This window comes from Blastopirellula sp. SH421 (assembly GCF_057808535.1).
In genome coordinates this window covers 4,975,818-4,995,815 of the sequence record NZ_CM173712.1, presented here as the reverse complement: position 1 = coordinate 4,995,815, position 19,998 = coordinate 4,975,818, and the positions used below count along the sequence as shown (strand labels likewise).

Below are 19,998 nucleotides of genomic sequence, written 5' to 3'. Positions count from 1 at the left end.
CCTTGTATCGCTAGGTTGTCGCTGCGCTGTTAGCGCCGGTTGCTAGTCGCATAATAGCTTCTTCGCGCAAGTCGTTACGCTGTAGTTGTCCGGCGATGCGCCCTTCGTGCATGACCAGCGTCCGGTCTGACATGCCGATTACTTCTTCCATTTCGCTGGAAGCGAAGAGAATCGCGACCCCTTGATGAGCGAGATTCTCCATCATCTCATAAATCTCATGTTTCGCGCCAATATCAATCCCGCGTGTCGGTTCGTCGAGCAGCAAAACCTTAGGCCCCATCGCCAGCCATTTGGCGATCACCGCTTTTTGTTGGTTGCCGCCAGAGAGAAACTGAATGATCTGGTGGGGCCCCGGGGTTTTGATTCGCAGCTTTTGAATCATCTCGTCCGCTGTCGTTTTTTCCCATCGCGTTGGCAAAATGCCAGCGGTCGAAGCGCGCATCAGCCCGGGCAAGGTAATGTTCTCGCCCACCGTCATTTCAATCACTAATCCATCTTTTTTGCGATCCTCGGGAATCAGAAACAAACCCGCCGCAATCGCGTCGCGTGGACTTCGCAGTCGAACCACCTGACCGGCGACCTCCACTATTCCTCCAGCAGCGCGACGAACTCCGAACAGCGTCTCTAGTAGTTCGGTTCGTCCAGCGCCAACCAAACCGGCCAAGCCGACGATTTCCCCGGCTCTTAGTTCTAGATCGAGAGGAAAAGCAGCTTTCCCACGGACGCGGATGCCTTTTGCTGTCAGAACGACCTCTCCAGCAGCGTGCGGCGCATGCGGAAAAAATTGATCCAGATCGCGACCCACCATCAAGCGAACCATCTGCTCATGCGTTATCTCGTTTCGCGCCAGTTCGCCCGAGTTTCGCCCGTCACGCAGCGCCACAACGCGGTCGGCGACCTGGTGAATCTCGCTTAAGCGGTGCGAGATGTAGACGATACTGACGCCGCGCTGCCGCAGTGTGTTAATCACTTGAAACAGATTTTCGACTTCTCCGGTCGAAAGACTAGAAGTCGGTTCGTCCATGATCAGCACTTGGGCGTCAGATGCGAGCGCCTTGGCGATCTCGATTAGTTGTCGTCGTCCGATCGAGAGGGAAGTGAGGGAGGTCGTAGGAGGAATATCGAGCCCGACTTGCTGCAGCACTTCGGTCGCGCGACGATCCATTTCGCGGCGGCGTAAAAAACCACAGCGGCGCGGTTCTTTGCCCAGAAAGATATTCGCGGCGACGTCCAGGTTATCGCACAGATTCAACTCTTGGTGAATTAACGCGATGCCGTGCTTCTCGGCGTCACGGACCGTTCGAATCTCCACGCAATGACCATCGATTCGGATCTCTCCCCGATCAGGAGTTTGAATCCCGGCCAAGATCTTCATAAGAGTGCTTTTGCCGGCGCCGTTCTCGCCGATCACCGCCACCGACTCGCCGGCGGCAATCGTTAGACTGACATCCTGCAGTGCTTGCACGCCGGGAAAACGTTTCGAAACATGGCAGACTTCGAGCAGCGGCACGCTGGCGCCTTTCAATCGAGGGCAGTTGTTGCGGATCGCTGCTACTTGGTCGTCGGATCTTCCGCAGAGGCGGCGGCAGCTTCAGCACCGGCGGCGTATTGCGGCGGGATCGGCTTGTCGAGCAATTCGTCGATTACTCCCTGGCTGCGCTCTTGGGCGTTTAGCTGCTCTAGCTTGCCGACAAAAATTGCAACTTCGCCTCCGTCCGGGATTGCTTCTTTCACCAGCTTGCCGACGGCTCGTCCGGCGAGATAGTTGCCGGTGCCGATATAAAATAGCCGGTTCGTATCTGGAGCGTCACTGTCGTGACAGATCACTTTCATCTTTTCGCAAGCTCGATTGATCAGGTTGGTCTGATTCTCTTTGTCGATCGGCGAGAGGGCCAGTCCTTGGCAATCATCATTCAGCTTGCGTTCAATAAAACGCTTCTGTTCTTCGGCGCTGGCGGTCGGCGGATGATAGACATCGCACGACGCATTAAAGATTGGCTCGGCGCATTGAACGCCGCGTTCGGCCAAGGTCCAAAACGGATCGACCGTGTTGGTCAGAAACGCCAAGCTGACAGGCTCGGTGGTATCGTAATCTTCCCGTGCGCTGGCCGGGGCTTTTCCGTCGCCAGCCATCATCTGTTGGATGTCTGATTTGAAACCTGCCGCGTCCTCTTGGCGAATGACACGATGCGGAATGTAGAGAATTTCGCTCTCAGGCACATCGACTTGTTGGCCGCGAACTAAGGCCGATAGATATTCAACCGATTTGAAGCCGAACAAAAATGGTTGTTGTACGACGGTGCCAAAAATCTTCCCTTCCTCGATCCCTTTCAGAGTCTCAATATCTTCGTCGAAGCCGACAATTTTGATGCCGTCTAATTTTCCGGCATTTTCGACCGCCCGTAAAATCGTGGGGGGATTGTAGGCGTAAAGTCCGACCATGCAGTTCAGATTTGGATATTTGGAGATCGCGGCCTCAGCGTTTTGCTTGGCGCGATCATGATTTCCGCTGTCGGAGCGGACGTCGAGAATCGTGTATTTGTCATTGGAAAGAGGGAAATTTTGCTTGACCACTCCGCCTGATTCGCCACCGGTAGGCGATGAAGAACTGCATCCGGCTGCGGCCGAAGCGGCAACGGCGCACGCTTTCAGAAAGAGACGACGTTTCATAAGACTGGCCTAGCGCGGAGAAGGGGAATGGAGAAGGAATCAAAAGAAGGCAAGCCGCCATTTTAAAAGGACATTGGTTCATAGGCAACTGACGCACAGCAAAGCGAAGATTAATGTCAGGAAAATTCCCGTTACGATCGCGTCATTCGGTATCGCGCATAAAAAAACGCACGCCCAATGGGACGCGCGTCGGATTTTCGGATCTCCACAGTGAACCCTTGGGGTCGCTGGGAGGTCGAAATAGATAACTTAGTTGCTGGTGTTAGCCGGCGGAGGAGTCGTCGGGGGGGCCGACGGAGCACAACCGACAAACGGAGCGGCCAAGGAGGCCAGCACTACAGCAATCATCAGCGTCTTCATGATTTTCATCTTTGCGTAATCCTTCTTCAAATTGCGACGTTTCCACGTATGTGCCAGTCTAATGAATGGCATTCAGCTACTCAACTACGCGTATTTTTCCTTCGTGTAGGTTCATAAGATAAAGAGAGCGGTAAAATCGGCGCGATCAGGCTAACAAGATTCGTCGACGCCGCTTCGTGTTATTCGGTCGCGCAGACCGACTATTAGAAACAAGGTCTTTCACCTTTTTCCCCTTCCGCAGATGCTCATGCAGCCGACTCTTGTAAATCGAAAACTTCGCACCTCCACGCGCCAGTCGCTTGTGGGAGACTGGCGCATCGGCAATCTGATCGCGCGAGGTTCGTTTTGCGACGTCTGGCGAGCTCAGCCGATCGGCGGCAAGGGGATCGCGTGGGACTACGCAATTAAAACGTTACGACCTGAATATGCAGTCGATCCGTTAGCGATAGAAATGTTGCGGCGCGAGGTTCGTGTTTCGCAGCAGGTTGCGTCGCCGCGACTGACGACGGTTCTCGCCCACCAAATCAACGGCAGCGAAGAAGCGTATCTGGTCTTCCCTTATCTGACGGGGGTAACCCTTCAGCAGTTGGTGCCCCGACGTGGGCCGCTTGCCGCGCGGATTTGGATCCTGCGGCAGATTGCCGAGGGGCTTGCGGCGCTGCACGCCGCTGGTTGGCGACATGGCGATGTGAAACCAGAAAACGTCCTGATCGACGCCAGCGGCAGAGTGACGCTGATCGATCTTGGCTTCGCGACGCAAATCGGAATGGAAGAGGTTGTCGCCCAGCAGTACCAGAAGGGTACCCCGCGTTACATGGCGCCTGAACTGTTCACATCAACGCTGGCCGCTTCGGATGCGAGCGATCTGTATAGCTTGGGTGTGTTGGCCTTTGAATTGTTATCAGGGCATCGCTTGTTTGATACGGTCGACTTGGCGAAGATCGTCGCCGCTCATAAGGCGCACACTCCCCCTCCTCTGCGACGCTTCCTGCCCAATGCGCCTGCTGCACTTTCTACCTTGATTGCTCGCCTGTTGGCGAAAGACCCATTGCGAAGACCAGAGACGGCCGATGATGTGGCCGAGCAACTTCGCACGCTCGAGTTTGAGACGATCGGCTTGGTCGGTTAACCAGGTTGGCTCGCACGATCGCGAAGCCCACCTATCTGCACTATCTCGGGCTCTCGGTATTCGCTTTTTCATGGCGGCTTAAAACAACGACCCGATGCGCTGTCAGGTGAGGCCGCGTGAATTCGGCCGAGGTCGAAACCTGGCCATACAGCCCCACTTTTTGTTTCTGGTACCGTCGCAAGTTGATCCCCGGCGATGGCGTTACAAACTGTAGTACGTTGCCATCCGCGTCGGTTAACGCAAACGGCGGAGTGTAGCGGCCCGAGTTCTTCGCCGAAGAGGCGCGTTTTATTACCGGCATCAACCAGCCTTCGCCGTCAAACCGAGGATCATCTCCGACAATGTTGACGCCTGTGCCGACCGGATCCTTCGCGGCCGACGGATCGATCACATCATTGGACGGGGTAGCCGACATATTGGCCGATGCGACGTCTACGGCAGGCTTGTCGAGGGGGATTGTCGTGGAGATTTGCGAGGCTTCGCGTTTGCGAGTTTGAAGTTGTGAGAACTCCTCGATTTTTTCGACCATGACCAGCGCTTCTCCCCGCTCAAGCGGAGTGGCGCCGCTGTAACGTAATTGCTGGGCGGCCGCCTTCAATGAGTCAAGCTGCCAGCGATCGATCGGTAGCGCTACCATCTTCGTTAGTTCCGCCTCCAGCCATTGAATCGCCGCATGAAAGTCGCCGCCGAAGTCCGGCATCGTGGCCGGCGCTGCGACGGTCATTCCGGCGGATCCGATCGCCATTGAGCCGGGGACCATCGCGACTACGCTGGCTTTGGCGTGATTCAGCGGACCCGGCGGAAGACTCGCCGTAACAGGGATCTGGGCGCTGGGTTGAGCCGCGACAAATTGAGTGGTGCTGTTTTTGACCGGCTGCGGCTCGGGATTGTCGATGCTCCAGGGAGAATCTTCGGATCGCTTGCTCCATCCGCTGGCCGTCGCGTTCATCCGCGGCGACGGTGTGGTGCTGCCGGCTGCGGCGGTTGCTGCAGTATCCGAATGTTTTTCCGCCGTCTCGGCTTTGATCCAACGGAACTCGCCGGCAGGGGGAGCAATCTTGTACCATTTCTCGACCAAGCCGGTCTCTGAGTTCAGCGATTGTCCGCTCCCTAAGGTTTGGACAACTTCCCCGCGCATCAGGCGGACGTGTGCGGCGTCGCGGCGTTCTTCTAAGCGACTCCCAATAAAGCAAGGAGCTTCGTCGCGCGACACTTCCAGGAGGTTCGGTTTGTCGGTCGCGATCAACGCATCGGCCATTACCCAGCTAAAGCTGCCGTGTGGCGGTCGAATCGCAAGCCAGCCGTTTTCTTCGACGTCATAGATTTCGATCTCGGCGCCTTCTTCCAGAAAGTCGCAGACGTAGTAGTTTTCGCCAGGCCCACTAAAAATGTCCGAGACCTTCGAGACAATCACGGCTCGTTCTGGCTGCGGCGCAGCGGCGTGCATCACTGTCGCCAGCAGCAACTGAGCCACACAAGTAGCAGCAAATCGAGTTAGCGAAATGCGATCGAGTAGTCGTTTCATCAAATCGGCCCAGCTAGCGCAGTTTCCCCCCTGCGTAGATGCACTAGAGGAAATACTTGATTCGCCGCGGCAATTCAAGATCGATAGAATAGACTGCTAGCGAGAGCGACTGATTTTAGAGTGATTTTTATTGTCGATCTTATTTCCGAGTAAAAAGCGAGCGCCTCGATGTTCAAGACCGTCGCCTTCCTGCTAATCTTCGCCTTCATCGGGCTCGGCATTGCCGGAGTCGTAGTGGCCGACTTTCGTGGCTATCTATTCGCCGCTGGCACACTTTGCTTGATTGCCGGCTTCGCCCTCTGGAAATTGCGCCCGATTACCCAAGAGTAGGGCAGGGCAGGGCAGGGCATGCCTGCCGCTCGGCTCGGTTCCCACAAACGCACGACTTCCGCCATTCACCGCTTATTTCTCCGCCGCCATCTCTTTTAGTAGCGCTTGCGCGATGATATTGGCAGTTTGCCCCCCAGACGGCGTTGCCTGCAGGTTGGTTAGTACAATCAGGGTTTGCCCCGTTTCGGGATCATGTCCCATAAACGTATGGTAGCCAGGCAAAGATCCGTCATGCCCAAACATCGGACCCATCTTGGCAATGCCCAGCCCATAGCCGGCGCTTTGCGGATCGTCTGGATTGCTGGACTGGATGCTTTCGAGCTGTTCCTTATGCAATGCAGGCGACAATAGTTGGCCGCCCACAAGAGCTTCGACATACGTCGCTAAGTTTTCCGCCGTTGAAATCGCTCCACCGGCCGCCCAAGTCCACGACGGATTGGCGTTGGTCACATCGGTGGGAAGAAGCTTGCCAGCAAGGGCTTGTTGCTGTTGCTGCTCCGATAAATCTGGATTGACGTTGGTGCCAAATAAGTAACCATGCGCGAACGGAGAAGGCATCTTGGTATCATCCTGGGCCGGCAGCGACGTTCGCGTCAGCTTCAACGGTTCAAAAATGCGTTGCTGATACGCTTTCTCTAGCGACATTCCGGTCAATCTCTCGATGAGGACCCCCATCAGCACATAGTTGGTATTGGAATAATAGAACTCCGTGCCCGGCGCAAACAGCGGCTTTTGTTCGATCCCCATTTGAATCAATGCTGCCGGTGTGTAGGTCTTCTCGGGATGTTCATCCAGCATTTGATTGAAGGGCTTCAGATCGCTATAAGTCGGAATCCCGCTGCGCATTGAGAGTAGATCGGCAATCGTGATCTTGTCTCCTTGAGGAACCTCGGGGAAGAATTGCGAGACTTTGTCGTCCAGCTTCAATTTGCCTTCTTGGACCAACTGCAGAATCACCAGGGCGGTCATCGTTTTGGTATTCGAGCCGATCCGGAACGCCATGTCGGTTTGCATCGGTTGTTTCGTTTTGAGGTCAGCAACGCCGAATGCATTGAACCACTGTTGATCCCCTTTCCGCAGAAGGACAACTGCTCCGGGAACCGCATTGTCGGCAAGGATTTGCTCCACTGTCTTAGATAACTTTGCTGGGTCGGCAGGCCCCTGGCTATGCACATTGGCGCAAGTACCACAGACGAAAAGAAAAGCGATACCAAGCGAGAAAAGTCGAGAAATGTCCATGCGTCCAGTCACCGTTTTGTGGGGCAGTTCGTTTGATACCCAACTATACGTCATAAAGCTCATGCTCCCGTTCCGGCGATGAGGATTTGTGCGCTGAAACAGAGACTTGGCAGAGAGGATCGAATTGCGCGGCCCACAGAACGTCACCGAAAATCTGCCAATTAGGAGCACGCAGCCAAGTAAGAAATTTTCATAAAAAAACTGCCACTGCCGCTGGGTTGAGGAAATCGGGGGTTGGAGCGGTTAGAATCGAGCGTTCTCCTCCTGCGCTGTTGGTTACTTCTGGGAGCTTTCACGATGCCTCGATTTCTCACGCTCTCCGTCTCCCTATTGGCCGTACTTTGTTGGGTTTCGTGGTTGGATGCTGCCGATCGCCAGCCGAATGTCTTATTTATCGCTGTTGATGACTTGCGTACCGAGCTCGGCTGTTACGGCGATTCACATATCCACAGTCCCAACATCGATCGCCTGGCCGCCGCCGGCACCGTTTTTACGCGGGCCTATTGTCAGCAAGCGGTTTGCTCGCCATCGCGGACCAGTTTGATGACCGGGCTCCGGCCTGACTCGACCAAGGTTTACGATCTGGTGACCCACTTCCGCAAGAATGTGCCGGACGTCGTGACGCTGGGCCAGCACTTCAAACAAAACGGCTACTACAGCGTCAGCATGGGAAAGATCTTTCACGGCGGCTACGACGATCTACCGACCTGGAGTGAACCGGCGCGCAAGCCGAAAGGGGGCTCCGGCTATGTCTTGGCCGAAAACAAACAGACGATCGTTGATAAGCGTAAAGCGGCCAAAGCAAAGGGGCTGAAAGGTGTAAAGCTGAGCCGCGCCGCACGCGGGCCCGCGACCGAAATGGCGGACGTTGCCGACAATGCATACACCGACGGCGCCGTCGCCGATCTAGCGGTCAAATCCTTGCGAGAGTTAAGCAAGCGAGACGAGCCATTCTTTTTGGCGGTCGGTTTTGTGAAACCCCATCTGCCGTTCAACGCACCGAAAAAATATTGGGACATGTACGATCCGGCCAAGATCGAACTGGCCGCCAATCCGTTTCCGCCCAAAAACGTCACCCCTTATTCGCTGACTAGTTGGGGTGAAATGCGCGTCTACGATGGGATTCCGAAACAGGGGGATCTCTCGCCAGAGAAGGCTCGCGAGTTGAAGCATGGCTACTATGCCTGCATCAGCTATACCGACGCCAACGTCGGCAAGCTTTTGGACGAACTCGACAAGCTGAACCTGACGGATGACACGATCGTCGTCTTGTGGGGAGATCACGGCTGGAAGTTAGGCGAGCACAATTGCTGGTGCAAACATACCAACGTAGAAGACGACACCAACGCACCGCTAATCATTCGCGCTCCGGGGCAAAAATCACCCGGGGCCAAATCGACGGCGCTGGTCGAGTTTGTCGATATCTATCCGACACTCTGCGAGTTAGCCGATCTGTCGCTGCCGAACCATCTGGAAGGAACAAGCGCCGCGCCGCTGTTAGATAATCCGGATACGGATTGGAAAGCAGCCGCATTCAGCCAATACCCGCGCGGCCCAATCATGGGCTACACGATGAAGACCGATCGCTATCGCTTCACCGCGTGGAAGAACAAAAAGTCAGGCAAGGTGGTTGCGACAGAACTGTATGACCATCAAGCGGACCCGGCTGAGAATAACAATGTGGCCGGACTGACGGAGAATGCAGAGCTAGTTCTAACGCTTCAGAAGCAATTGGACGCTGGGTGGAAAGCGGCGAATCCATGAGGAGGCCCGAGTTAATTGTCTGGATAATCTTGAGTCTGATGGTTATCGCTATTGGTGCGGGATTGATCCTTGGTTTTCGTTCCGGCGTCCTCAGCATGCAGGAAACGGAGTTATTGATCCAAATCGAGGGGCCTTTCGGACTTCACGACACTTACTTCTACGACTTCTCTATGACGACTTCGATTTATGTTTTCGTGGCGATTCTAGGGGGGCCGCTTGTGCTGCTTGCGATCCTTGCCATCGGGTTGCTAAGCCGAAGCTCATGGCGAAGGAGCTAGGCAAATGCGTTCAGCTACTATTTGCGTGCTAGTTATTAGCTTGATCGTGGTCGCAATAGTTGCGGGGGTGGCAGTTGGCTTCTTTTCCGGCTTGTTCACGATCCAGGGTACTGATGTGATCGTCAATGTCGGATGGATGGATATTCGACAGGGTGTCCGGATCATTAGTTCGGACCCAATTTTGGTTGAGGCGCCGATCTATTTTTTTGTCGCCATGCTGGCCATGCCTCTCGCTCTGCTTGCGATCATCGCGGTTGCCTTAAATGGTCGAAATTCCAGACCTCGTGAGTAAGCCTAACAACTACGCCGCGATTCGCTTTTGCTCGCTCGCCGGAAGCCCCATCTCACAGTGCAAATCGGCAAACAGTTGCGCCAGTGCGTTGGTGCTCTTGCCCCAATCGAAAATCTGGCCACCAATTTCGGTCTCGGCGCCGACGAAGGAGCCCTGTTCCAGGCGGACAACCGTGATCTTTAATACGCCCTTCATCGCCAGCATGGACGAGGGGAACTCGGCCGTCAGCAGACAGCCGCCGTCACCTTGTTGGACCTCTTGAATCGGTTGGCCATTCTTCGCCAGGCTGCAGACAACTCTAGCAATCGCGCGACCAATCGGCGCGGCGATTTCTTCGGCCCGTTCTTTGCCGGTTCTCACGCCAACTTTGGCCCACATCGGCTGCACGACTTCGGCCAGACCTGCATAGGAGATCGGCGAGTCGATTACTTTGTCGCAGATCGCCAGAAAGGTCTCGGCCGACATTCCTTTTTTTGCCTGCTTCGCATGGCTGGCGATCACATCACGCACTTCGGCGACGTTAACGATCGCCTCATAACGGACATCGTGCTGCCAGTCGTCGGTCTGCGGCGGCGAATGAATCGCTAGCAGAGGATGACCACAGTGAGAACAAAACTTGCCTTGGGCTTTCGACCCGCACTCGCAGCAGAACATCCTTGTTCTCCGTGCTAGCTGAATGAGAATGACGTTGTGTCTCGTGTCTTAGTTCATCGGCAAGCAATGGGGGCGAAGTGAATCAACAAAAAAAGCCGCCAGCAATTCGCCGGCGGCCCGTCTTTTTTTGTAAGCAATGCTTGCAGAGCAACGTTTAAAACTGATGTCCCCTTTGGGGGCCGTCGTTGGTCAGCGTGAGGATCTCAGGTCCCGTTTCGCTCATCAAGATGGTGTGCTCAAACTGGGCGCTCAGCTTGTTGTCTTTGGTGCGAACCGTCCAGCCATCGCGGCGATCGAGGACTGTCTCGTGCGTGCCGAGGTTGATCATCGGCTCGATCGTGAAGCAAACGCCTGGCATCAGGAAGACGTTGTGCGTGGCGCGAGTCGGGACGTGCGGGATTGACGGTTCTTGATGGAAGCGGCGGCCCAACGCGTGTCCGACATATTCTTCGACGACGCCGTAGCCGTACTTTTTTGCTTCAGCGACGACGGCGCGGCCGATGATCGCGACACAGCACTCTGGGGTGATCGCGTCAATCGCGGCATGCATCGCGTCAAAGGCACATTGCGTAACGCTGCGAGCTTCGTCCGATACGTTGCCGATCAAAATGGTTTCGGACTGATCGCCGTGCCAGCCATCGACGATTGACGTTACATCGACATTGATGATATCCCCATCCTGCAGCACATAGCTGCCGGGTATCCCATGGCAGATCACTTCATTGACGCTGGTGCATGAACTTTTGGGAAATCCGTGGTAACCCAAACACGCAGGCACGTGTCCATGATCCAGGGTGTATTCGTGGATCAGGCGATCGATTTCGCCGGTTGTGATGCCGGCTTGTACGTGGGGACGGATGAAATCCATCAATTGGGCGTTAAATTTGCCAGCAATCCGCATCGCGTCGCGATCGGTATCGACCAGTCTCAAGTTCCTACGACCATCGAGCATGAAGGACAGCCTTCCAAGTTTTACGGTTGGGGGGCAAAATCAAACGCCGCACAGGCCCAGCGACGCGATTCATGAGATATGAAGAAGTTTAACAACGACCCGGCCGCAGGCCTACGCTTCCGCCAATAAATCAGCGCGTAAATCTTGAATCCGCAAGAAGATTGGGTTCATTTTTCGGTCCCTGCCGATTTTGCCGATCTGGGGCCGTCGATTGCGGCAAATCGGGCAAAGAATTAGAATCACGGCTTTCTTGGCGGTTGGCGAAAGCCGAACAAAGATAACGGCTTACGACCAATACCGCTTACTGACGCTATCCAAAAACCACGACAGACAGATGCCGCGCTACAATCCCGCCGAAATCGAACCCAAATGGCAGCAATTTTGGGAAGAAAATCGCACGTTTGCGACTCCAGAAATGCCGACCGGCGAGAAAATGTACGTGCTGGACATGTTCCCGTATCCCAGTGGAGAAGGACTGCACGTCGGCCATCCCGAGGGGTACACGGCGACTGATATTGTCTGCCGCTACTCGCGAATGCTGGGCAAAAGCGTGCTGCATCCGATGGGGTTTGACTCGTTTGGTTTGCCGGCTGAAGAGCACGCCATCAAAACGGGAACCCCCCCGCGAGTACAGACCGAAAAAAATATCGCCAATTTCACCCGGCAGCTGAAAATGCTGGGCTTCAGCTATGACTGGGACCGTCAAATTGCGACGACAGACATCGAGTATGTCCGTTGGACGCAGTGGATCTTTTTGCAGGTCTACGATACTTGGTACGACCGTGAGCAGCAGAAAGGGCGTCCCATCGCCGAGTTGCCGATTCCGGCTGATGTCGCCGCCGCCGGCGCCGAAGCGATCCGTGAGTATCAAGACGACCATCGTTTGGCCTACCTGAATGAAGCGCCCGTCAATTGGTGTCCTGAGTTGGGAACCGTGTTGGCCAACGAAGAAGTGATCGACGGTAAAAGCGAACGAGGCGGACATCCGGTGCAGCGAATCCCGCTGAAGCAGTGGATGATGCGGATCACGGACTATGCAGATCGGTTGGAAAGTGACCTCGAAGGCCTGGATTGGTCCGAAGGGATCAAGGCTCGCCAGCGCAATTGGATCGGCCGTAGCACCGGCGCCGAAGTTGACTTTTATATCGGCGCGGCTGACAAGCTGGCCGACTGGAAAAAGTCGCGGGCCATCGGTGGTTTTCCGCGCAAGCCCGGCAGTGATGTGCTGCGTGTCTACACCACGCGTCCCGATACGCTGTTTGGCGCAACTTATATGGTGATCGCGCCAGAGCATCCCTTGGTCGACGCGCTGACGACCAGTGAGCAAGCCGCGGCCGTCAAAGCCTATTGCAACAAAGCGGCCAGCAAGAGCGATCTGGAGCGGACTGAACTGGCCAAGGAAAAGACCGGCGTCTTCAGCGGTTCGTACGCGATCAATCCGGTCAATGACGAGCAGACCCCGATCTGGATTGCCGACTATGTGCTGATCAGCTATGGCACCGGTGCGATTATGGCCGTGCCGGCGCATGATGAGCGTGACTTTGAATTCGCGCAAACGTTTGATATCCCGGTGATCGCCGTCGTCGATCCTGGTGAATCGCAAGACGTTGAGCGGGCCGATGTTTTGGCGGGCAAAGTTTGCTCGACCGCGGATGGTGTTGCGATCAACTCTGGCAAATATGACGGCACGCCAACTTCTGAATTTAAAGGCAAGATCGCCGATGATTTGACAGCCGCCGGATGGGGGCGAACTGCCGTCAATTACAAACTGCGCGATTGGTTGTTTAGTCGGCAACGCTTTTGGGGAGAGCCGTTCCCGATTCTCAAAGAATTGGACGAAAACGGCGAGCCGAACGGTAAGGTCTTGCCGGTTCCGATCGACCAACTGCCGGTTAGCTTGCCGCATCTGGAAGACTTCAAGCCGCTGGGCCGCCCTGAGCCGCCGTTGGAAAAAGCGTCGCACGATTGGCTTTATCCGGTCATCGATGGGGTGAAGTACAAACGCGAAACCAACACGATGCCGCAATGGGCCGGCTCATGTTGGTATTACTTGCGCTTTATTGATCCCAAGAATGATCAGGTTTTGATTGATCGCGAAAAAGAAAAAGCCTGGATGCCGGTCGACTTGTACATCGGTGGCGCCGAGCATGCCGTGCTGCATCTGCTGTACGCGCGGTTTTGGCACAAAGTGCTGTTTGATCGCGGAGTGGTTAGCACGGCTGAGCCGTTCCAGAAGCTGGTCAACCAGGGGATGATTCTGGGCGAGTTGGAATATACCGGGTATCAAACCGCCGCTGGCCGTTGGGTTTCGCACAACAAGACCAAGTCCAACGCCGAAGGAGAGCGCGTCGACGCAAAGACGAGCGAGCCGGTCAATCTGGTCAAGCTGGAAGCCGACGCCGTCGAAAAGCAGGGGGACTCGTTTGTCTTGAAGGCCGACGCCAACATCAAGATTGACGCTCGCGCAATGAAGATGTCGAAGAGTCGCGGCAACGTCGTGAATCCCGACATTGTGGTCGAAGACTATGGCGCCGACAGTCTGCGGCTGTATGAAATGTTCATGGGCCCGATTGAGGCAACCAAGCCGTGGAGTATGACCGGCGTCAGCGGAGTGCGCAACTTTTTGGATCGCGTCTGGCGGTTGATCGTTGACGATTATGCCGAGACGACGTCGCTATTGGATGCGGTCCAAGAAATTGAACCGACGGTCGAGCAAAACAAAATGATCCATCGCACGATTGAAGCGGTAACGCGTGATCTGTCGCGGTTAGAGTTCAACACGCCGATCGCGCGGATGATGGAATTTACCAATTTCTTCACCAAAGAAGCGATCCGTCCGAAGTCTGCAATGAAGTCGCTAGTGCTGATGCTGTCGGCCTACGCACCGCATATTGCGGAAGAGCTGTGGGCCATTTTGGGCGAGACCAAGACGCTGGCCTATCATCCTTGGCCGAAATTTGATGAAAAGTTTACGAAGGATGACGAAATTGAAATTCCCGTGCAGATCTTGGGCAAGATTAGGAGCAAAATTGTCGTAGCGGCCGATATTTCTAAGGCCGACTTAGAAAAAGCGGCTTTGGCCGATGAACGAATCCAATCGCTGATCGAAGGAAAACAGGTCGTAAAAGTGATTGTGGTCCCTGGCCGCTTGGTCAATTTTGTCGTCAAATAAGTGAACTTGATCGCCGCTATCGGTGATTCTCCAGGCCCGCCCACTTTCTATTCTTTCATGGACAATCAGGACGAACGATGACGCACTCTTGGCACGACGTCAGCCCCGGCCATCGGATGCCGACCGAATTTTGCGCGGTCATTGAAATCCCTACCGGTTGCAGTCTCAAGTATGAGCTAGATAAGCAAACCGGTTTGCTACGGATGGATCGCATCCTTTATTCGGCCGTGCATTACCCGGCCAACTATGGATTTATTCCGCAAACGCTGGCCGATGACGACGATCCGTTGGACGTGCTCGTGCTTTGCCAAGAGCCGGTCTATCCATTGACGTTGATCGAAGCCCGCGTGGTGGGATTGATGACGATGATCGACAGCGGGAAATTGGACCATAAGATCATCGCGGTCGCGGTCAACGATCCCGAGTATTCGTCCTATCGCGAAGCGGTCGATCTGCCGAGCCATCGCCGCAATATGCTGCGCCGTTTCTTCCAGGATTACAAACAATTGGAAGGCAAAACGGTTGAAGTCGACGAAATGCAACCAACCGAGATGGCGATTCCGGTGATCGAAGAGGCGTTGCAGCGTTATAGCGAGCAGCGTCGCCGTGGCTTTATCCAAAAAGCTCCCGAGTAATCGCCTTGCTCGGCAGAACTTCTCCCGCGCCGCTCGATGCAACGCTTGCCAGAGCGGCGACGAGACTGATATGCTGGGGTGCAAAAGGGACGCACACAGAACAACTTCTTTGAGGAATCTCGGTCGTAATTATGCGTAATGTCATCTCACTGGTACTCGGCGGCGGTCGCGGCACGCGTCTTTATCCGTTGACCAAGTATCGATCGAAGCCGGCTGTGCCGTTGGCTGGTAAATATCGCCTAATCGATATTCCCCTCTCCAACTGCATCAATAGCGATCTGAATCGCATTTATGTACTGACGCAGTTTCTCTCGGTCAGTCTGCATCGTCATATCCGCCAAACCTATCGCTTTGACAATTTTCGCGGGGGGTTTGTTGAACTGTTGGCCGCACAGCAAACTGGCGATGAATCGACCGACTGGTACCAAGGCACTGCGGACGCTGTCCGCAAGAACCTGAAGTACATCAAGCAATTTGGCACGGAATATGTCTTGATTCTCGCCGGCGATCAGCTCTATCGGATGGATTACCGAAAGATGCTAGAGACGCATATCAAAAGCGGTGCTGACGTCACGATTGCCGGCATCCCGGTGACTCGCCAAGACGCCGGTTCGCTTGGCATCATGCGGTTGGATGATTCAGGCCGCGTCGTCGGCTTTGTCGAAAAACCGCAGACCGAGGAAGATCTGGATCTCGTCCGTATGACGCCAGAGAAATTGGAAGCGCTCGGAGTGAAGAGCCAAGGTCGCGACTGTCTAGCGAGCATGGGCATTTACCTGTTCAATCGCGACACGTTGGTTGACGTGTTGGAAAAGACCGACTACGAAGATTTCGGCCGCGAAATCTTCCCGGCGGCGATTCGCTCGCGTCATGTCCAATTGCATGCGTTTGACGACTACTGGGAAGATATCGGTACGATTCGCGCTTTTTACGAAGCGAACCTTTCGCTGGCGAATCCTAATCCGCCGTTCAGCTTTTCGGATGAAGATGAACCGATCTATTCGCGTGCTCGTTTTTTGCCGCCGACATTGATGTCAGAGGCGACGATCAAGCGTAGTCAGATCGCAGATGGTTGCCGAATCGGCGCTGGCTGCGTGATTGACAATAGCGTGATTGGACTGCGTAGCCTGATCGGCGAAAACGTCACCATCAAAGACTCGGTCTTGATGGGGGCGGATTACTTCGAGACCGAAGTCGAGTTGGACGACCATCGAAGTTGCGAACGCCCACCGCTAGGAATTGGTTGCGGATCGATCATCCAAGGTGCGATCATCGATAAGAATTGCAACATCGGCAAGAATGTCCGGATCGTCAATGATCTGGGGATCGAAGATAAAGAATACGACGTCGGCGTTACCGTCGTCGAAGGAATTCCGTGCGTCGAAAAGGGTGCACACATTCCGGACGGCTGGAAGCTGACCTAACGCAGTCAACGTTCTGAAACAACGATGAGAAACACCCTCTTCTGCAGAGGGTGTTTTTTTGTTGAAAAGTGTCAATTCTCGCTTTGCTTCTAGATTCGCTTGCTGGAGTATTTAGCATGTCGTATGGCCAAATGATCTTGCTCACCGCAGAGGAGCCGTGGAGTCTCGAACGAATAGAACAGCACTTATGCGTGGATTGTCAATCAGAGCCTGAGGTCGGCATGCTGATCTCTTCGCGCTCGGATGGCTCTCGTTTCCTTGAATTGCAGTGGGAGGATTGGGGGATTGCAGTCGCCTATGAGAGCGGCGAACTGGTGCTGCAGGAGTCAGCGGAAATCGCCCTGCAATATGCAATCTATCGCGACGACCAGGAGCGTATCGGCAACTGCTCGCAACGAATCATCGTCATGGCGAGTGACGATCCCGAGATGGACCATTTCAACGATTTTGTGCTGCTGCTCGAGTCACTTGAGAAACTGCCGGGCGCTGTTTTGTTTGATCCTGAAAATGAGACCTTCAATTAAGTTGTTACGCTTCGCAATTGGCACGCTGATCCGCTAAGCTAATAGGGTCGCGCGGGTCCATTTTCCAAGCTCACCCCATGAAAACAAGCCTCTCTCTGATTGTCTTCTGCACATTTGTGCAGTTTTCTGCGGCTCAGCCTCTGGTTGTCGCCTATGTGCCGACCTGGGTCGATCTGAAATCGTTTTCGCAAGAGATCGACTACGATCGGCTGACGCATATCAATATTGCGTTTGAAAATCCCAAGAACGCAATCGGCGAAATGTCGTATCGTCGCGAGAACGATCTGATTATCGCAGCAGCGCACAAGCATGGCGTCAAAGTCTTGGTCTCGATCGGCGGAGGCGCGGCCTCAGGCAACGAGCCGTTAAAAGCTCGCTATTTTGAGTTAATCGCCGAGGAGCAGCGGGCCGACTTTTGCCGCTTGTTGGTCGAATATGTCGAGCAACATGAATTCGACGGCATCGACGTCGATCTTGAAGGCCCTGCAATCAATGCCGATTATGGAAAGTTCATCACCGAACTTGCCGCTCAGTTGAAGCCGCGCGGCAAGTTGCTGACCGCCGCTCTGTCACAAGGTTACGGCGGTAAAAGTGTGCCTGACGATTGCTGGCGAAATTTCGACTTCATCAACGTCATGGCCTACGACAACGCAGGTCCCTGGGCGCCTGACTCACCAGGACAGCATTCTTCGCTCGCTGACGCCAAACGACAAATCGAATATTGGCGAACCGAGCGACGCGTGCCTGCCGCAAAGTTAGTACTCGGAGTACCGTTTTACGGACGCGGTTTCGGGAAAGACTTCAGCCATCAGGGCGAGCCATACGATCACGTCGTCGCCAAACATCCCGGCGCCGAGAAGGTGGATCAGGTTGGTGAAACAATTTGGTACAACGGCATCCCCACGATCCAAGCCAAAACGCAATACGTGATCGATGAGGCTCTAGGAGGCGTAATGATCTGGTCGTTGGACAATGACGCCAAGGGAGACAAGTCGCTGCTGAAAGCGATCGACGAAACGATTCGCAACAGTCGCGACTAACGCGCGAAAGCAGCCTTGGGCAGCGGATGAAATTGCTCTCCATCAAAGAACGTCGCAAGCGTCGCTCCTTCTGCAATCGTCGTCTCGCTTAGGTCAAAACGAACCTCTGGCGCGTAGGGACTGGCTTTTCCGCCGATAATCGCCACCGCGGCGCTATTATCGCCGGGTGAAATCTGCGATTGTCGGAGCTGGACAGTAGCCGAGAAAGGGAGCTCAGGATCGGCTTGAAAATGATGCCACAGCATTCCGCCGGCGGTCGTCAACTGCGAGCCATGCAAGTGAAATCGTAGCGGTGCGGTTGCTGCATGACTACGGACCAACCCGCCGACACCTGCATAGTGACACTCGTCCAGCCGAACCGCGGCTTCACCTGCGGCAGATACTTCAACTCCGATCAGCAGATGATTGAAGCGGCAATTCACCATCGACAGTTCAGGCAGAGATTGGACTCCGTTGGACATGCTTTCGGCAGGTTTCCAACGCACCGCAACTGTTTCGGAGTTAGCAGATCCTAGCCAGCGAAACGTGCAATCACGCAGCGAGATCGAAGCGGCGTCGACTTCTAATAACACCGTTCTACCGGCAGCTGAAGAACCATGGGCGAAAAAATCGATCCTCTCCAGCGTCAACTTCTGGGCCGACAAGCGGAGCGGTTCAGCGCCAATCTCGATGGCAGTACGGGCATTGTCCGCCGCGCAAATCGTCGAGTGATCCGCAATCGCCTGCGGAAACTCGCTTGCCGTCAAACTATTCGGCAAGACAATGCGCCGTGTTGCAGCTGTCGGGATCTCGATTGAGGCCAAGTGAATCTCAGGAGTAGGATCGCTTGGCTCCAACGTGGTTAGCGGTTTGGCCGCCAGCAGTGGAAGCAGAGCAGGGGAGCGGATTTCTCGCTCCGGCGAATTCATCGCAGAGGTTGGCCAAAATATTGTCCCCGAAGCGATCAACGCTACGACGCTAGCAACGGCGACTACGGTCCGTCTGCGTAGTCTCTTTGCTTGCTGTCGCAGGTGCGCAGGTAAGTTGGGCAACACCAGGGGCGGATCGCTAAAATAGTTTTGCAAGACTTGCACATCGGCAGCATCGGCGGGGCCTAGCAACGCGAACCAATCGGCCAAACGTACTTCAGGCTGGTTCTGACGCGCGTGCAGTTCGCACAGAAGCGGATCAGCAGTCAATGAATCAAACGGTACGCGCGGCGGTGAACCGTGGGCGATTCCGCATAGCAGTTGCCTCATCAATTGCGCCAGTTGTTGGGCATCGCTTGTCTTGCGTAGCGGACATGCCGATGGCCAGCGAATGCCGGGGAGCGGTGCGCTGCTGATTCCGTCGTCGCTCAGGAAGAGGGTTTCGGGAGAGACGCGCCCATGTCGCCGTCCTGCCGTTTCAAGCAGCAGCAGTTGGTGAGCGATCTGCCGCAGCAGCGCAATCACCACCATCGACGGCATTCGTCCGTAGCGAGTCAGCAACTCGGCCAAGGTTTTGCCTGGGGGAAGAATCGCCGCGCCCCAGTTAAACTTACCGTTTTGTCCGGTGGCGACAATTTGACCACGATAGCCGGCAAGCGGTGACAGCGTGCGGTCGCACAGCGGTTGATCTCCCACTGCTAGCAGATAGCCTGATTGGCTTTCGCTGGTGGCCTCGTACCAGGCGATCCCGTCGACCGTGATTCGCTTGCGCGAAATCAGATAGGGGCCGCAAGTAAGTTGCGATTCGCGGCCTGCGTAAAAGAATTCTGCTTGCGTTGGTGTCAGCAACGCCAGTCTTTGGAGCTTGTCGATCCAGACGATGTCCAGTTCACGCAGCGCGGCAGGCGTCCCGTGCAGTTGCTCTTCGGCGGCTTGCAGCGCAACCGGCTCGATCCAGCCGCAAGCGGCCAAGCGCTGAGAGATTCTAGCGGGGATCGACTTGGACATGAGAAAACCTGAACCGGACAAAAGAGTTCAGGCTAGTTGCTATCACAATCCCGCTGTTTGGGCAATGTTGTTTGGATAATCGAGAGTTGGCGAT

Annotated in this window: 16 protein-coding genes; 9 read left to right on the top strand and 7 right to left on the bottom strand. The window is 55.0% G+C overall.

Annotation, left to right across the window (positions count from 1 at the left end; genetic code table 11):
* Window positions 1-10: 10 nt before the first annotated feature.
* Together SH421x_RS20215 and SH421x_RS20210 are read right to left on the bottom strand one after the other, a co-directional pair.
* Complete coding sequence (locus tag SH421x_RS20215) at window positions 11-1,510, bottom strand: sugar ABC transporter ATP-binding protein (protein WP_488851827.1); 1,500 nt, start codon at window positions 1,508-1,510, stop codon at window positions 11-13.
* A gap of 41 nt (window positions 1,511-1,551) precedes the next feature.
* Complete coding sequence (locus SH421x_RS20210; protein WP_488851826.1) at window positions 1,552-2,670, bottom strand: substrate-binding domain-containing protein; 1,119 nt, start codon at window positions 2,668-2,670, stop codon at window positions 1,552-1,554.
* Between the two features lie 607 nt (window positions 2,671-3,277).
* Here SH421x_RS20210 and SH421x_RS20205 point away from each other — a divergent pair.
* Window positions 3,278-4,159 (top strand): serine/threonine-protein kinase, encoded by an 882-nt coding sequence (locus SH421x_RS20205; RefSeq protein WP_488851825.1) that lies wholly within the window; start codon window positions 3,278-3,280, stop codon window positions 4,157-4,159.
* Between the two features lie 40 nt (window positions 4,160-4,199).
* On the opposite strand, the gene SH421x_RS20200 is transcribed toward SH421x_RS20205, so the two are convergent.
* Entirely contained in the window at window positions 4,200-5,684 is a 1,485-nt protein-coding gene (locus tag SH421x_RS20200) for an SH3 domain-containing protein (protein ID WP_488851824.1), read from the bottom strand.
* A 168-nt stretch (window positions 5,685-5,852) separates the two neighbouring features.
* Between SH421x_RS20200 and SH421x_RS20195 the strand changes: the two genes are divergently transcribed.
* Window positions 5,853-6,014 carry a hypothetical protein gene (locus SH421x_RS20195; protein ID WP_488851823.1) on the top strand — a complete coding sequence of 54 codons (162 nt, stop codon included), beginning with the start codon at window positions 5,853-5,855 and terminating at the stop codon, window positions 6,012-6,014.
* A 72-nt stretch (window positions 6,015-6,086) separates the two neighbouring features.
* Here the strand turns inward: SH421x_RS20195 and SH421x_RS20190 are convergent, their stop codons facing one another.
* Window positions 6,087-7,316 (bottom strand): serine hydrolase domain-containing protein, encoded by a 1,230-nt coding sequence (locus tag SH421x_RS20190; protein ID WP_488851822.1) that lies wholly within the window; start codon window positions 7,314-7,316, stop codon window positions 6,087-6,089.
* A gap of 234 nt (window positions 7,317-7,550) precedes the next feature.
* On the opposite strand from SH421x_RS20190, the gene SH421x_RS20185 reads away from it, so the two are divergent.
* Both SH421x_RS20185 and SH421x_RS20180 read left to right on the top strand, forming a co-directional pair.
* Window positions 7,551-9,017 carry a sulfatase gene (locus SH421x_RS20185; RefSeq protein ID WP_488851821.1) on the top strand — a complete coding sequence of 489 codons (1,467 nt, stop codon included), beginning with the start codon at window positions 7,551-7,553 and terminating at the stop codon, window positions 9,015-9,017.
* A 282-nt stretch (window positions 9,018-9,299) separates the two neighbouring features.
* Window positions 9,300-9,587, top strand: a complete 288-nt coding sequence (locus SH421x_RS20180; RefSeq protein WP_488851820.1) for a hypothetical protein — start codon at window positions 9,300-9,302, stop codon at window positions 9,585-9,587.
* Window positions 9,588-9,596: 9 nt separating this feature from the next.
* On the opposite strand, the gene SH421x_RS20175 is transcribed toward SH421x_RS20180, so the two are convergent.
* A complete protein-coding gene (locus SH421x_RS20175; protein ID WP_488851819.1) occupies window positions 9,597-10,241 on the bottom strand; it encodes a hypothetical protein in 645 nt (214 codons plus the stop codon).
* Between the two features lie 154 nt (window positions 10,242-10,395).
* On the bottom strand, window positions 10,396-11,193 hold the full coding sequence (gene map / locus SH421x_RS20170; RefSeq protein WP_488851818.1) for a type I methionyl aminopeptidase: 798 nt from the start codon (window positions 11,191-11,193) through the stop codon (window positions 10,396-10,398).
* A gap of 334 nt (window positions 11,194-11,527) precedes the next feature.
* On the opposite strand from map, the gene leuS reads away from it, so the two are divergent.
* The 5 genes from leuS to SH421x_RS20145 all read left to right on the top strand — a co-directional run bounded on the left by leuS (window position 11,528) and on the right by SH421x_RS20145 (window position 17,988).
* Entirely contained in the window at window positions 11,528-14,365 is a 2,838-nt protein-coding gene (gene leuS, locus SH421x_RS20165; protein ID WP_488851817.1) for a leucine--tRNA ligase, read from the top strand.
* A 77-nt stretch (window positions 14,366-14,442) separates the two neighbouring features.
* A complete protein-coding gene (locus SH421x_RS20160; protein WP_488851816.1) occupies window positions 14,443-15,000 on the top strand; it encodes an inorganic diphosphatase in 558 nt (185 codons plus the stop codon).
* 131 nt (window positions 15,001-15,131) lie between these two features.
* Window positions 15,132-16,424, top strand: a complete 1,293-nt coding sequence (locus SH421x_RS20155) for a glucose-1-phosphate adenylyltransferase (protein ID WP_488851815.1) — start codon at window positions 15,132-15,134, stop codon at window positions 16,422-16,424.
* Between the two features lie 116 nt (window positions 16,425-16,540).
* Complete coding sequence (locus SH421x_RS20150) at window positions 16,541-16,948, top strand: hypothetical protein (RefSeq protein ID WP_488851814.1); 408 nt, start codon at window positions 16,541-16,543, stop codon at window positions 16,946-16,948.
* Window positions 16,949-17,025: 77 nt separating this feature from the next.
* Window positions 17,026-17,988: a glycosyl hydrolase family 18 protein gene (locus SH421x_RS20145; protein WP_488851813.1), complete on the top strand. Its 963-nt coding sequence runs from the start codon at window positions 17,026-17,028 to the stop codon at window positions 17,986-17,988.
* Here the strand turns inward: SH421x_RS20145 and SH421x_RS20140 are convergent.
* Window positions 17,985-19,904 carry a hypothetical protein gene (locus tag SH421x_RS20140; protein ID WP_488851812.1) on the bottom strand — a complete coding sequence of 640 codons (1,920 nt, stop codon included), beginning with the start codon at window positions 19,902-19,904 and terminating at the stop codon, window positions 17,985-17,987. The two genes, SH421x_RS20145 and SH421x_RS20140, sit on opposite strands and share 4 nt — an antisense overlap.
* Between the last annotated feature and the right edge of the window lie 94 nt (window positions 19,905-19,998).